This window comes from Paenibacillus sp. FSL R7-269 (genome assembly GCF_000517865.1).
In the GTDB taxonomy this organism is placed as follows: domain Bacteria; phylum Bacillota; class Bacilli; order Paenibacillales; family Paenibacillaceae; genus Paenibacillus_AQ.
In genome coordinates this window covers 66,665-80,883 of record NZ_ASPS01000004.1, presented here as the reverse complement: position 1 = coordinate 80,883, position 14,219 = coordinate 66,665, and the positions used below count along the sequence as shown (strand labels likewise).

Annotated in this window: 8 protein-coding genes; 5 read left to right on the top strand and 3 right to left on the bottom strand. The window is 53.0% G+C overall.

Annotated elements, in window-relative coordinates:
- Nucleotides 1-152: 152 nt before the first annotated feature.
- Nucleotides 153-2,168, bottom strand: coding sequence for a methyl-accepting chemotaxis protein (locus C162_RS01535; RefSeq protein ID WP_051493134.1), 2,016 nt, complete (start codon nt 2,166-2,168; stop codon nt 153-155).
- 613 nt (nt 2,169-2,781) lie between these two features.
- Between C162_RS01535 and C162_RS01530 the strand changes: the two genes are divergently transcribed.
- The 4 genes from C162_RS01530 (at nt 2,782) to C162_RS01515 (ending at nt 10,955) form a co-directional block, all read left to right on the top strand.
- Nucleotides 2,782-3,072, top strand: coding sequence for a CD3324 family protein (locus tag C162_RS01530; protein WP_036690524.1), 291 nt, complete (start codon nt 2,782-2,784; stop codon nt 3,070-3,072).
- A gap of 217 nt (nt 3,073-3,289) precedes the next feature.
- On the top strand, nt 3,290-4,594 hold the full coding sequence (locus C162_RS01525) for a replication-associated recombination protein A (protein ID WP_036690523.1): 1,305 nt from the start codon (nt 3,290-3,292) through the stop codon (nt 4,592-4,594).
- 682 nt (nt 4,595-5,276) lie between these two features.
- Complete coding sequence (locus tag C162_RS01520; protein WP_036690521.1) at nt 5,277-8,012, top strand: glycoside hydrolase family 9 protein; 2,736 nt, start codon at nt 5,277-5,279, stop codon at nt 8,010-8,012.
- Nucleotides 8,013-8,048: 36 nt separating this feature from the next.
- Entirely contained in the window at nt 8,049-10,955 is a 2,907-nt protein-coding gene (locus tag C162_RS01515) for a glycoside hydrolase family 48 protein (protein WP_442792417.1), read from the top strand.
- 212 nt (nt 10,956-11,167) lie between these two features.
- On the opposite strand, the gene mnmA is transcribed toward C162_RS01515, so the two are convergent.
- Nucleotides 11,168-12,289, bottom strand: coding sequence for a tRNA 2-thiouridine(34) synthase MnmA (gene mnmA, locus C162_RS01510; RefSeq protein WP_036690519.1), 1,122 nt, complete (start codon nt 12,287-12,289; stop codon nt 11,168-11,170).
- Between the two features lie 320 nt (nt 12,290-12,609).
- On the opposite strand from mnmA, the gene cymR reads away from it, so the two are divergent.
- Entirely contained in the window at nt 12,610-13,029 is a 420-nt protein-coding gene (gene cymR / locus C162_RS01505; protein ID WP_036690517.1) for a cysteine metabolism transcriptional regulator CymR, read from the top strand.
- A 233-nt stretch (nt 13,030-13,262) separates the two neighbouring features.
- Here cymR and C162_RS33980 read toward each other — a convergent pair whose 3' ends face one another.
- Nucleotides 13,263-14,054, bottom strand: coding sequence for a hypothetical protein (locus C162_RS33980; RefSeq protein WP_051493133.1), 792 nt, complete (start codon nt 14,052-14,054; stop codon nt 13,263-13,265).
- Between the last annotated feature and the right edge of the window lie 165 nt (nt 14,055-14,219).

Here is a 14,219-nt window from a genome sequence, read left to right as displayed (position 1 = left end):
CCCCCAAAGCCAGATTAATGGCATTGGGGGACACCCCTTGTTTGTCTGTTATGGATAAGTTAAATGTATGCGAAAAATCGAATACAATCGATGAAAGGGTATTGGCTACTCCTGGTTAACGCTGTCTGTCGAACCGTACAGCTAAGTCTTATTTATGCCTTATTCTTCGCATCGAACTGGAACCGTTCCACCTGTCCCTGCATATCCGCAGCCATACCGGAGAGTGCCGCAGAGGAGGAAGTGATCTCCTCCATCGAAGCAAGCTGCTCCTCGGTAGCTGCGGTTACGCTCTGGAAGGAATCGAGCGCGGCCCGGGCAATTGTGGCCATCTCCTGGACGGAGGTGGCTACTTCGGAGCTGCTGGCCGACATTTGCTCCGTAATAGCCGAGACCTCATGGATCTGCTCGCCGACCTGCCGGGTGGACTGTTCGATCTGCTGGAAGGCCTCGCTCGCTTCCAGGGTAAGCGCCATGCCCTGCTCCACATCCTCTGCCACCTTATGCTTCATCACATCATACGCGCTGGCGATCAGGCTTACCATCTCGGAGATGGTCTCCTGAATCTGTCCGGCGCTGCTATTCGTGGCCTCCGATAGCTTGCGCACTTCACCGGCCACGACGGCGAAGCCCCGCCCGTGTTCTCCGGCCCGGGCCGCCTCGATGCCGGCATTCAGCGACAGGAGATTGGTCTGCTTGGCAATGGCGGAGATCGCCGTGCTGGTCTCAGCGACTCTGGCGCTTAAGCCGTTAAGCTCAGCGATCAGGATGCCGGACTGCTGCACCGATTCTCGTATAGTTCTCATCTGTTCGCCGACCTGCTGCATTCTGGAGCTGCCGGTAGAGACATCCGTTTCCGTAAGTATAGCGGCACTCACAATTGCCTCTGAAGCGGAAGCGATTTTCTGAATGCCAGTGGACATCTCCTCCATCGTTGTAGCGACTTCGGCGGAAGCATAGGCCTGGGTCTCCACGCCCCGGGTGGATTCCTCCACCAGCTCCGTCACATACTCGACCGCCTTGCTGTTCTCAGCCGTGCTGGCTGTGAGCTGTTCACTGGCAGCGGCGAGCTGGCCGGAGGTCTCGGCAACCTCCTGCACCATGGTGCGCAGTGAAGAGACCATTTCATTATAATTGCCGGCAAGCTGACCGATCTCATCCCTGCGGCTGGTCTGGACGAATTCATCCAGATATCCTTCGCTTACCCGCTTGGCTGAACGGTTCAGGCGTTCTACGGGCCCGGTAATGCGGCGGATAATCAGGAAGGTAATCACTGCAGCAAGCAGCAGCGCAACCACGAGAACGATAGCAGCCTTGTACAGAATCGGGTAGACCGCCTTCGTGTATTCACTCTCTGGAAGCACTCCGGCCAGGGTGAAGCCGGTCAGCTCATTGGTAATGTAGTATCCGTCCATTTGCGTATCGGCTGCAGTATCCTTATAGGAGATTTTGCCCGCCGGACCTTGCTTGGTTCCTGCTGTCATTACGTCTGTGGCTTCCGAAGCAACCTCCATGGCAGGGTGGTAGATCACCTTGTTATTTCCATCCAGGATGAAGACATATCCGCTATCGCCCAGACTGACATTCTTCGCCAGCTCCATAAGCTCCTTCATGCTGATGCTGATTGTAACAGCACCCTTACCGTCCGGAAATGCCTTGGAGATCGGCAGAATATAGCTATTCGTTACTTTGGAGAAAATGGGATTGATCACCGATGTTGTCTCCGGGGTCTTAAGTGCATCTATGTACCAGTCGCGTATCCGGGGATCATAATTGTCCAGCTTGGAATCCGGCGCGAACATGTATTTCCCGTCCTCGTTGCCTATCGCCACGATCTCTACCTCAGGATGCTCCAGCTTGAAGTTGTCGATCAGCTTGCGCAGCTGTGGAGAATTGTTCGTTAGCCCGGCGCTGCTCATCTCGTACGCCACCTCATTCACTGCGGCACTCTCCAGCAGGATCAGCTGCGACAGTGTTTTATCCAGGAGGTGGATGCTGGAGCGTGTGGTGTCTTCCATTTTGGAGCGCAGGGCCGATTCTGAGGTTTGTGTGGATATGGCTATCAGAGCCAGTGAGGGCAGCACAATAGCTGTAATGATAAGCAGCATCAGTTCAGTTCTGAGCTTCGTGATACGGAATAGGCGCTTTCGGTTTTTTTTCGGTGTTGGCATGGAAGTTCCTCCTGAATTTCTGAATGGATGGCGGTTAAAATTTATTTCCATATCTCGAAGTAACTAGATATTTTAATATATATTTCGACAGCGATCGACTAAATAATTAGTATTTCGTCAAAAAATTAACTCAAATTCTTCTCAATCTGTTCCTCATTCCAGGTAGTACGCGCGCCAGCTTTTCAGGTGGAGAACGATTATAACTATTCTTGAACTTGTAACCCCGGGCGGCCTGTGGCTTAATAATAAGTGTCCGGCCGGGCAAGATTACTTCTGGAAGGAGGCTGAAGATATGTTTTCAGAATACGAGGTGGTTTCCGTCTAAGACGGAGACCTGTTTAGGGGGAGGCCGCGAGGCCTCCTTATGTATAACGAGCGAACACGAGCAGATATGTAATTCCGGTTCCTACAATATATAGAATGACACTGACCAACCACTGACAGATTGCTGCTGATTCATAATGAATGTAGACGATAACCGTAGGGTTTAATATAATGAATTTAGGTGATTTACCAAATTTGAGGAGAAGAAAGGAGGCAGGTGGAATGATTATTCAGAACAGCACCGTGATCGGACTGAACGGAACACACCTGTTGAAGGAGGAAATTGAACGTGAGTTACGTCAATGGAAAGGATGTGCTCCCCCCGGGGCTGCTCGAAGAGCTGCAGGGTTACATACAGGGTGAGCTGTTATACATCCCGAAGAAAGCGGAAGAACGGGTAAGATGGGGCGAGAACAGCGGCTCCCGGCAAGAGATTGCTGCCCGCAACGAAGAGATCTTCTGTAGTCACAGCAGCGGCTGCTCGGTGAACGAGCTGCAGAAGAGATATCACTTATCCGAAGAAAGCATCCGCAAGATCATTTCAAAAATGCGGCAAACGCGGCTGGCGATGAACCGCTAGTCTGGAACGCATATGAGTTCTAATTATAGAACAAAGAGCATGGCTCGCGCCGGTGGCGGCGGGGTCATGCTCTTTTTAAGTCTATTTCTCGCTGAAACGGTACCGTCCTTGTAACAACGGCAAAGCCGTTTCCACTTGCGTTCGGGACAGGTATGGTATGATAGGAGAAGTGTATGTATTCTATCGAAATCTTAGATGATAGCAAGGAAGTGTAGGGATGGATTTATTCTCGCAGGGTGAAGACAACGGGAGCGGACGGCTGCTTGCAGACCGGATGCGGCCCGGTAATCTGGATGAATATATCGGACAGGAGCATATTGTAGGCAAGGGCAAGCTGCTGCGCAGAGCGATTGAAGCGGACCAGGTCTCTTCTATCCTGCTGTACGGGCCTCCAGGCTGCGGCAAAACCACTCTGGCCCATATCATATCGCATCACACCCAAGGTGAATTCGTGCGGCTGAATGCGGTGGAGGCTTCGGTGAAGGATGTGCGGGAGGTCATTGAACGCGCACAGAGCAATAAGGCGCTGTACGGCTCGAAGACGATTCTGTTCCTGGACGAGGTACACCGCTTCAACAGCTCCCGCCAGGATGCGCTGCTGCCGGCCGTGGAGAAGGGGACGATTACCTTCATTGGTGCGACAACAGAGAATCCGTTCCATTATGTGAACGGGGCCTTGATGAGCCGCTCGACGCTGTTTCAACTGGAGTCCCTGACCAGCGAGCACAGCCTGATCGCGATGAAGCGGGCGCTTGCTGACGATCAGCGGGGGCTCGGCTTCATGGATCTGAAGGCTGACGAAGACGCGCTGCTGCATATCGCCGCCATGGCGAATGGCGATATCCGCCGCGCTTTGAATGCTCTGGAGCTGGCGGCGATGACTACGGCGCCGGAGCGTGACGGCAGCGTGCATATTACGCTTGCAGTGGCGGAGGAGTCGATCCGCCGCCCGATTGTCAAAGCGGACGAATCGACGCAGTACGATGTGCTGTCCGCTTTTCACAAAAGCATCCGCGGCTCCAGTGACGCCGCCCTGTTCTGGTTCCTCTACGCGGTGGAGAAGCTCGGCATGGACCCGATGACCTTCATCCGCCGCCTGATCGCGGCCAGCAGTGAGGATATCGGCCTGGCGAACCCGCAGGCGATGGTGCAGGCGGTTAGTGCGCTGGATGCCTACCGCAATAACGGCTGGCCGGAGGCCAAGCTGAATATCGCGCAGGCGATTCTGTTCGCTGTAGAGAGTCCCAAATCTGACGGGGTAGTGACCGCTATCGCGAACGTCATGAACAGTCTGGAGGATCTGAAATCGGCTGAGGTGCCGCTGCATTTGCGGGATACGCACTATAAAGGCGCGTCCCAGCTGGGCCATGAGGGCTACCAGTACCCGCATAATTTTCCTGGCCACTATGTGAAGCAGGATTATCTGCCGAAGGCAATTTCCAATAAGGTCTTCTATCAGGCCACTGAGCAGGGCAACGAGGCCAAGATCCGCCATAACCAGCAGCTGCGGCGCGGGCAATAGGGCTTCGAGGAAAGCCCGCTCCGTCTGTTCCAGCCAACTGTACATTTTACAAACCGAGAGCAGCCATTCTCCCTAACCGGAGGAGGCTGCTCTTTTGACGTTGTAGGCTCCTTAGTAAATGGCGGGTTCGCTCGTTTGGGCTGCGTTTGCTGAATATTCAGGCTTCGCTGGATGATTTACCTTGCCGAATGTCGGCTGGAAGGTGGAGGTCAAAAATGAAAGGGATAAATCCCTCTGGTCCAGCCGAAGGTGGCTAGCTGAGCAATGAGGAGCACTAGTGCCCCTGAATTCTCCGAACTGGAGCTAAACGAGCGAATGAGGAGCACTAATGCCCCTCACTCCTGGTGGCCCTATATGTAGTCGAATGGAGAATCCGTTAGGCGGCGTCAACCTGTGCATTCTACCACCAATAGCTGACGCTGGAACGGTAAATATGATAGAAATGGAAATTTATTGACAAAAAACCGGTATACTTAGAAAAATGTAATGTAAATATATAGAATTAATTTACTGTATGTGGTATATGTGTAGGTAGGGGTATTTTACCTTAATTTGTAATATGGAGGTGGTAAATGGAACGTACCTAAATACTATGTCTAATAATGGACACTGGGGAGGTATTTGTGCGTGCCTGAGTCTGGACGGACTGAAAAAGCAAGAAATCGAAGGGAGATGAGTAAGGATGAGTCAAAGTAAACGGAAGACCGGCTGTATCGCTTCACTAAGCCTGATGTTAGCCTGCACCATTGTATCAGGGACGGCTGTTCGCCCGTCTGTCACCGAAGCCGCCACCGCCGGAGTCAATTATGCAGAGGCACTGCAGAAATCGATCTATTTCTACGAGGCCCAGCGCTCAGGTGAGCTGCCGGCGGACAACCGCGTGGAATGGAGAGGCGACTCGGGGCTGCAGGATGGTGCCGATGTCGGCCATGATCTGACGGGAGGCTGGTATGACGCAGGGGATCATGTCAAATTCGGCTTTCCGATGGCGTATACTGCTACCATGCTGGCATGGTCAGTCTATGAATACAAGGATGGTTACGTGCAGTCCGGGCAGCTTGATGAGATTCTGGACAATATCCGCTGGGCCACAGACTATTTTGTGAAAGCGCATACTGCGCCGAATGAGCTGTGGGGACAGGTAGGTAACGGCACGGCGGACCATAACTGGTGGGGACCGGCGGAGGTCATGCCTATGGCGCGCCCGGCCTACAAGATTGATGCTGCACATCCCGGCTCGGATCTGGCTGGTGAGACTGCCGCCGCCCTTGCCTCAGCTTCCATTATTTTCAGGGATTCAGATCCCGCTTATGCGGACAAGCTCCTGCTGCATGCCAAGCAATTATACAATTTTGCCGATACGTACCGGGGGGCTTACTCCGATACCATCACTGACGCCAAGCAGTATTACAATTCGTGGAGCAGCTATGCCGATGAATTAAGCTGGGGCGGTGTCTGGCTATACCTGGCGACAGGTGAGCAGACCTATCTGGACAAGGCGATTGCCGCCAGTGATCTGTGGGGCACCAACCAGGCCGGTGACTGGGGTTACCAATGGACCCAATCCTGGGATGACAAGCATTACGGGGCACAGCTCCTGCTGTCCCGCATCACCGAGGACCCTAAGTTCATTCAGTCCACGGAACGCAATATGCAGTTCTGGACGACCGGGGTGAACGGCACCTCTGACCGGGTAACGTATACTCCAGGCGGGCTGGCCCATTTGGATCAATGGGGGGCGCTGCGGTATGCAGCCAACCATGCTTTCCTTGCTTTTGTCTATGCAGACTGGGTTACTGATCCGGTGAAAAAGAATACCGCCCAGGCCTTCGCAGAGCGCCAGATTAACTATATGCTGGGCGACAATCCGCGTAATAGCAGTTATGTCATCGGCTTCGGCGCGAATGCACCTGAGCATCCTCATCACCGCACCTCACACGGCTCCTGGAGCGATAGCCAGACCACTCCGGCGGACCACCGGCATGTGCTCTACGGCGCACTTGTTGGCGGCCCCTCCAAGACCGATGCTTACACCGATGCGATTAGCGATTATGTCTCGAATGAAGTTGCAACCGATTACAATTCGGCCTTTACCGGCTCTCTGGCCCGGATGATGATGCTTCACGGCCAAGGGCAGAGTCCGCTGGCGAACTTCCCGCCGGCCGAAACGCGTGAGGATGAGATGTTCACGGAGACTTCTGTGAATGCCAGCGGCAGCAATTTTGTGGAGATCCGCGCGGTCCTCAATAACCGTTCCGCATGGCCTGCCCGCTCCAGCAGCCAGCTGTCCTTCAACTACTATCTGGACATCAGCGAGGCTGTTGCTGCGGGATATGGTCCCGGCGATATCACGGTTAAGGCCGGAGGCTATAACCAGGGAGCCACCGTCTCACAGCTGCTGCCTTACGATGAAGCGAACCATATCTACTACACCAAAGTAGATTTCTCCGGCACCCCGATCTATCCGGGAGGACAGTCTGCTTACCGCAAGGAGGTTCAGTTCCGCATTGCCGGACCGCTGAACACCACCTTCTGGGATAACAGCAATGACTTCTCCTTCAAGGGAGTGGCCGCGAATGCTTCAGCGGCAACGAAGAACCCTTATATCCCAGTATACGATGCAGGTGTCAAAGTGTACGGGGAGCTGCCTTCCGGCGGCGGAACGCCAGGTGAACCGCAGGTTCCTGGACGTCCGTCCGGCCTCCAGGCTGAGCCCGGCAATGCCAGCGTAGCCTTGAGCTGGAATGCAGTCAGCGGTGCAACGTCGTATACCGTCAAGCGCTCTTTGGTGAGCGGCGGACCGTACACTACAGTGGGTACAGCTACTTCAGTAGTCTACAGCGACAGCGGACTAACGAACGGAGTGGACTATTATTATGTGGTAACCGCTTCGAACAGCGTAGGGGAGAGTACAGCGTCTGTACAGGTGACCGCCAAGCCGCACGAGATTACAGTGCCTGCCGGCGCTCTGCGTGTGCAGTACCGCACCAATGATACCAGTCCCGGGGATTCACAGATCCGCAGCCAGTTCCGGATTATCAATACAGGAACCGAGGCCATTCCGCTCAGCGGTCTGAAGCTGCGTTACTATTACACTGTTGACGGGGACAAGCCGCAGGAATTCCACTGTGACTATGCAGCTGTCGGCAGCGGGAACCTGAACGGAAGCTTCGGGAAGCTTAGTGCACCTGTTACCCTGGCCGACTCTTATCTGGAGATTTCTTTTGCGGCAGGAGCAGGAAGCCTGGCGCCAGGGGCAGACAGCGGGGAGATTCAAGTGCGCTTCAACAAGTCCGATTGGACGGCCTACAATGAGAGCAATGACTATTCCTATGGAGGTACCCAGCAGACCTTCGCAGATTGGAATAAAGTCACCTTGTACCGTGCAGGAACACTTGTCTGGGGCCTCGAACCCTAAACCATACCAGAGAGGAAGTATGCCGAAATGATGAAGATGAAGCTAAGTTCATTCAAGAAACCGGCCTCTATAGTCATGTCTGCCGTTCTGACCCTTTCCCTCACCAGCGGAATCTTAAGCTTCAGTCCGGGAACCGCCAAGGCGGCATCGGTGGAGAAGACCAGATTCCTGCAACTGTATGACCAGCTGAAGGACCCGGCCAGCGGGTATTTCTCGGCTGAAGGCATCCCGTATCATGCGGTAGAGACCCTGCTCAGCGAGGCGCCTAACTATGGGCATATGACTACCTCCGAGGCCTATAGCTACTGGATGTGGCTTGAAGTGCTGTATGGCCATAACACCGGGGACTGGAGCAAGCTCGAATCAGCCTGGGACAATATGGAGAAATATATCATTCCGATTAATGAAGGCGATGGTGTGCAGGAGCAGCCGACCATGAGCAGCTATAACCCGAACAGCCCGGCCACTTACGCCTCGGAGCTTCCTCAGCCGGATCAGTATCCAAGCGCACTGAACGGCAAGTACACTCCGGGTAAGGACCCGCTCGATGCAGAGCTGAAGGCCACCTACGGCAATAACCAGACCTATCTGATGCACTGGCTGGTGGATGTGGACAACTGGTATGGCTTCGGCAACTTGTTGAATCCTAAGCATACCGCCAGCTATGTGAACACCTTCCAGCGCGGCGTGCAGGAATCGGTGTGGGAGGCGGTCTCCCATCCTTCACAGGATAACAAGACCTTCGGCAAGCCGAATGAAGGCTTCATGAGCCTGTTCACCAAGGAAAATAGTGCGCCTTCCGCGCAGTGGCGTTACACGAACGCTACGGACGCCGATGCACGCGCTGTGCAGGCCATGTACTGGGCCAAGGATCTTGGCTATACCAATACGGTCTATCTGAACAAAGCCAAGAAAATGGGCGATTTCCTCCGTTACGGCATGTACGATAAGTACTTCCAGAAGGTCGGCAGTGCGGCTAATGGTTCGCCTCAGCCGGGAACCGGCAAGGATTCCAACCAGTACCTGATGGCCTGGTATACCTCCTGGGGCGGCGGTCTGGGCAGCGGCGGAGACTGGGCCTGGAGAATCGGCGCGAGCCATGCGCACCAAGGGTACCAGAATGTGGTTGCAGCCTATGCGCTGTCCACTGCAACCGCAGGGCTGGTTCCGTCCTCTGCCACAGCCGGAACGGATTGGAGCAAATCGCTGACCCGCCAATTGGAATTCTACAACTGGCTGCAATCCTCTGAAGGAGCGATTGCAGGCGGTGCCACTAATAGCTACGGCGGTTCTTACAGCGCTTATCCTGCCGGGGCCAGCACATTCTACGGCATGCTCTACGACGAGGCACCTGTCTATCAGGACCCGCCATCCAACAACTGGTTCGGGATGCAGTCCTGGAGTATGGAGCGCGTAGCAGAGCTGTATTACATCCTGGCTTCCAGCGGGGATACCACCTCGGATAATTTCAAAATGGCCAAACGGGTCATCGAGAACTGGATTGACTGGTCTTCAGATTATGCTTTTGTTGGCAGCCGTCCCGTATCGGATGCCGCCGGCTATTATCTGGATCAGCAGGGCAACCGGATTCTGGGCGGAGCCAACCCGCAGGTGGCTACCGTGTCTGCACCCGGCGAATTCTGGATTCCGGGCAATGTGGAATGGCACGGCCAGCCGGATACCTGGAACGGCTTCAGCTCTTTTAACGGCAACAGCAGCCTGAAGGCAGTGACCAAGGACCCGGGGCAGGATACCGGCGTACTGGGCAGCTATATCAAAGCGCTCACCTTCTTCGCCGCAGGGAACAAAGCAGAGCACGGCAACTACACTGCGCTTGGCGGAACAGCTTCACAGCTGGCTAAGTCCATGCTGGATACCGCCTGGGGCTACAATGACGGCCTTGGAATTACCACTCTGGAGAAGCGAGCCGATTATTTCCGGTTCTTCACCAAAGAGGTCTATTTCCCGGCAGGCTGGAGCGGTACCTTCGGCCAGGGCAATACCATTCCGGGGAACGCGACAGTTCCATCTGACCCGGCTAAGGGCGGCAATGGAGTGTATGCGAGCTACACCGATATTCTCCCGAAAATCAAAAATGATCCCAAGTGGAGTTATCTCGAAGGAAAATACAATACTTCCTACAATAAAACCACTAAGACCTGGGACAATGGCGCACCTGAGTTCACCTATCACCGCTTCTGGTCACAGGTGGATATGGCCACGGCCTATGCCGAGTATGACCGGCTGATTAATAACGGCAGCGGCCCTATGCCGACAGCTACCCCTACAACCACGCCAACGGCTACTCCAACAGCAACACCAACCGCTACACCGACAACAGTGCCAACAGCCACACCGACAGTCGCACCGACGGCTACACCGACAACAGTGCCAACAGCCACACCGACAGTAGCGCCAACGGCTACACCGACAACAGTGCCAACCGCTACACCGACAGTCGCGCCAACCGCTACGCCTGCCGTAGGGAATTTGGTCGTTCAATACCGTACAACGGATACGAACGCCACAGATCCGCAGTTCCGTCCGCAGTTGCGGATTGTCAATAACGGGACCACAGCGGTAGACCTCAGCAAAGTTAAGGTCCGGTATTACTACACGATTGACGGCGAGCGGGCACAGCAGTTCAATGTCGATTATGCGGCCCTCGGCGGAAGCAATGTGCTGGGCAGCTTCGTGAAGCTTGATTCTGCAGTGACAGGCGCAGACCATTATCTGGAAATATCCTTCAGCGCCGGCGCCGGCAGTCTGGCAGCAGGTGCGAATACCGGCGAGATTCAATTGCGCATTAACAAGACCGACTGGAGCAATTACAATGAGGCTGAAGATTACTCCTATGATGCAACCAAAACATCTTTCACCGACTGGAACCGGGTGCCTCTGTATCTGAACGGTGTACTGGTCTGGGGCGCTCAGCCGCAATAAGGCTGAAGCCCTGTGAGTCAGCCCAGGCGTGACTCTATATCCTGACCAATCAATGAAAAAGAACCTTCAACTCCACGATCTGTGGTTTTGAAGGTTCTTTTTTGGATGTACTAAGAAGCATCTATGCGAAAAACCGAATACATTGGATTCAGCACCAGCACTGTTCACCCGTTAGGATGTTGTCTTTAGGGGAGCTCTGGCTGAGAACGCAGTCAGGCCTGTGCCAGCGGCACAACCTTGTCGGCCGTCTCAATCGTTCCGCCGCCAAGGCAGGTCTCGCCCAGATAGAAGACCACGGCTTGTCCGGGCGTAATGGCTTTTTGCTGAACATCAAAGGCCACATGGACGGTTCCATCGGCCTGCTTCGTTAGCGTAACTCCCTGATCCGGCTGGCGGTAGCGGAACTTGGCCGTACATTTCAGCGGCTCATCGCCAAGGGTATCCGGATCGATCCAGTTCACCCCTGAGGCTATAAGACTGGTCGAATACAGGCTGATATGCTTCTCGCCTTGCACCACATACAGGGTGTTGCTTGCCAGATCCTTCTCGGCCACGAACCAGGGCTCGCCTGTCCCCGAGCCGCCGATACCCAGCCCCTGGCGCTGGCCCAGCGTGTAGTACATGAGGCCGTCATGCCGGCCCTTCACTTCGCCCGTAGCGATATCGACCATATTGCCTGACTGTGCAGGCAGGTATTGGCTGAGGAATTCGCGGAAATTGCGTTCGCCGATGAAGCAGACGCCGGTGCTGTCTTTTTTCTTCGCGGTATAGAGTCCGGCTTCCTCGGCAATCCTGCGTACCTCCGGCTTCGGCAGATGTCCGATCGGGAACATGGCCTTCGAGAGCTGGTACTGGTTCAGCGCATTGAGGAAGTACGTCTGGTCCTTGTTGTTGTCCACGCCGCGCAGCAGCTTGAATAGTCCGTCTTCTTCCACGACCCGGGCGTAATGCCCCGTAGCGACATAATCTGCGCCAAGCTGCAGCGCCTTGTTCAGGAATTCGCCGAACTTGATCTCGCGGTTGCACATCACATCCGGATTCGGGGTCCGGCCAGCCTTATATTCTTCAAGGAAATAGGAGAAGACTTTATCAAAGTATTCCTTCTCGAAATTAACGGTATAGTAAGGAATATCGATCTGCTCGCAGACGCGGCGCACATCCTCGGCGTCGGTCTCGGCCGTACATACGCCGAACTCGTCGGTATCATCCCAATTCTTCATGAAGATGCCGATGACGTCATATCCCTGCTGCTTCAGCAGCAGCGCTGTAACAGAGGAATCCACACCGCCTGACATCCCGACGACGACCCGGATATCCTGATTAGCTTTTGTCATCGTGATCACCATTTTCTGTACACAAAATACCGGCGTTCTCACTGAACACCCGGCTCATTGTGTATTATAACATACCTGTCTACCCCAAACGAGGACACATAGGCTATAAAATATAGCGAAAAACCGTCCGGAATTGACAATTTGTCCACCAGTGGCGAACAAAATCGCGAATTATTACCGTTTGCTGTTCCAAATGTGTCTATAGATATGATAACATAAGCTGAGAGCAGACATCGGAATACGTTGATATGACATATCGCATGTCCAGTCACGCTGAATAGCCACCACAGAACCAGTAACTATATGAAAGAGGTGCCCCTTTGAAAATATCAACCAAAGGACGTTACGGATTAACCATTATGATGGAGCTTGCCCTGAAATTCGGCGAAGGGCCTACATCACTTAAGAGCATCGCCGAGAAAAACGGACTGTCTGAGCATTACCTGGAGCAGCTCATCGCCCCGCTGCGCAATGCAGGCCTGGTGAAGAGCATCCGCGGAGCCTACGGCGGTTATATACTGGCCCGCGAGACCAGCACCATTACCGCCGGAGACATCATCCGCGTCCTGGAAGGCCCAATCTCCCCGGTAGACTTCACCGAAGAAGACGACCCGGCCAAGCGCGACCTCTGGCTGCGCATCCGCGACAGCATCGCGGACGTCCTGGACTCCACCACCCTCTCCGACCTGATTAACTTCAAGGAAGAGAGCCAGGCGGATAATTATATGTTTTATATTTGACAGGGGACTGAAACCTGTTGATTTCAAAGGGATTGTTGAAAGTGTTACCCGCAAAGTACCCGCATATAGAGCCCACATATTGGTTGTTAGAATAAACCAGCTCATTTGCATAAAGGCTTCAGCTCGTCCTTCTCAAGAAATTTGGGGAGGACTTTTTTGTTTGGAATTCTGAACAGCCCTGCTGACCATACTAGTCGGCAGGGCTGAATTATTATATATAGTTTACCTAAGCATTATTTAGTCAGGTCATCCACTTCATCAGTAAACGCGCTCAAGTATTGTTTGAAAATTCCTGTATCAAGTTTAGAATTTGTATCGTTTGCTTTCGGTGGGGTATCCTGAATTTGTTTGTACATCCGATCAATTTCCCCTGAGAGTTTTATCCATATTTTCTTTATCGAATCATATTTTGTATCCAGGCCTCTTATGTAGGCATCGTATTCTGCCTTTTTATTCATTGCTTTCCCTAATTGTTCGATTGTAAAATCTATATCCATATTTTCACCTGTACTACTTGTTCCACTACTAATATATGAGCTTATATCAACAAAGCCAACATTCCAAATGTCAGAAACGACAAAGTTTCTGATGTCGGTCAGCATACTTTTAGGAGATTGTTCACCTGTGGCAGAAGAAACATTGCCTGAGTCAGAAGTATCAGGCACGGGCTCTTTGAAGAGCTTTCTGATCTCATTAAATGCTGCTTTTTCCTTGTCGGATGAGGAGTAGCCCCAGCCAATTTTATCATCTTTAATGAGAATGACTAGTTCACTTTTAGGGTTTGATGGTTTCTCACCTTGAATTAAAATAAGCTTATCTTTTCCGCCTGTGGAATCGGTATAATCTTCCGACTCAATGACCGTTGCATTCTTAAGCTTGTTATCTTCTGGGGTTTCAGTTGATTGTGCCATTTGGAAAATCGCTTTAACATCTGGGTGGATTTTATCAGAAACAAATTTCTTTTTCGCTTCAATATCTGATCCATTTAAGAAAGTATTCACATATTCAAGTGCCAGGTTTTCCAAATCAGAAAGCTCTTTTTGCGGCTCGGGTGAGTTGGTTGGTGAAGCGGAAGGGATGGACGATGTTGCGGACTCTGTAGCGGTCGGAGATGCTCCTGTGTCCTCTGAACTATTATTTTTTGAGTTACTGCATCCTGAAAGAATTACTGTCGTTACGATGATGCAAAA

Excerpts from the sequence above, each read along its gene's own strand:
- C162_RS01535 (WP_051493134.1), bottom strand. The coding sequence starts at position 2,168 with ATGCCAACACCGAAAAAAAACCGAAAGCGCCTATTCCGTATCACGAAG.
- C162_RS01525 (WP_036690523.1), top strand. The coding sequence starts at position 3,290 with ATGGATTTATTCTCGCAGGGTGAAGACAACGGGAGCGGACGGCTGCTT.
- C162_RS01520 (WP_036690521.1), top strand. The coding sequence starts at position 5,277 with ATGAGTCAAAGTAAACGGAAGACCGGCTGTATCGCTTCACTAAGCCTG.
- C162_RS01515 (WP_442792417.1), top strand. The coding sequence starts at position 8,049 with ATGAAGCTAAGTTCATTCAAGAAACCGGCCTCTATAGTCATGTCTGCC.
- mnmA (WP_036690519.1), bottom strand. The coding sequence starts at position 12,289 with ATGACAAAAGCTAATCAGGATATCCGGGTCGTCGTCGGGATGTCAGGC.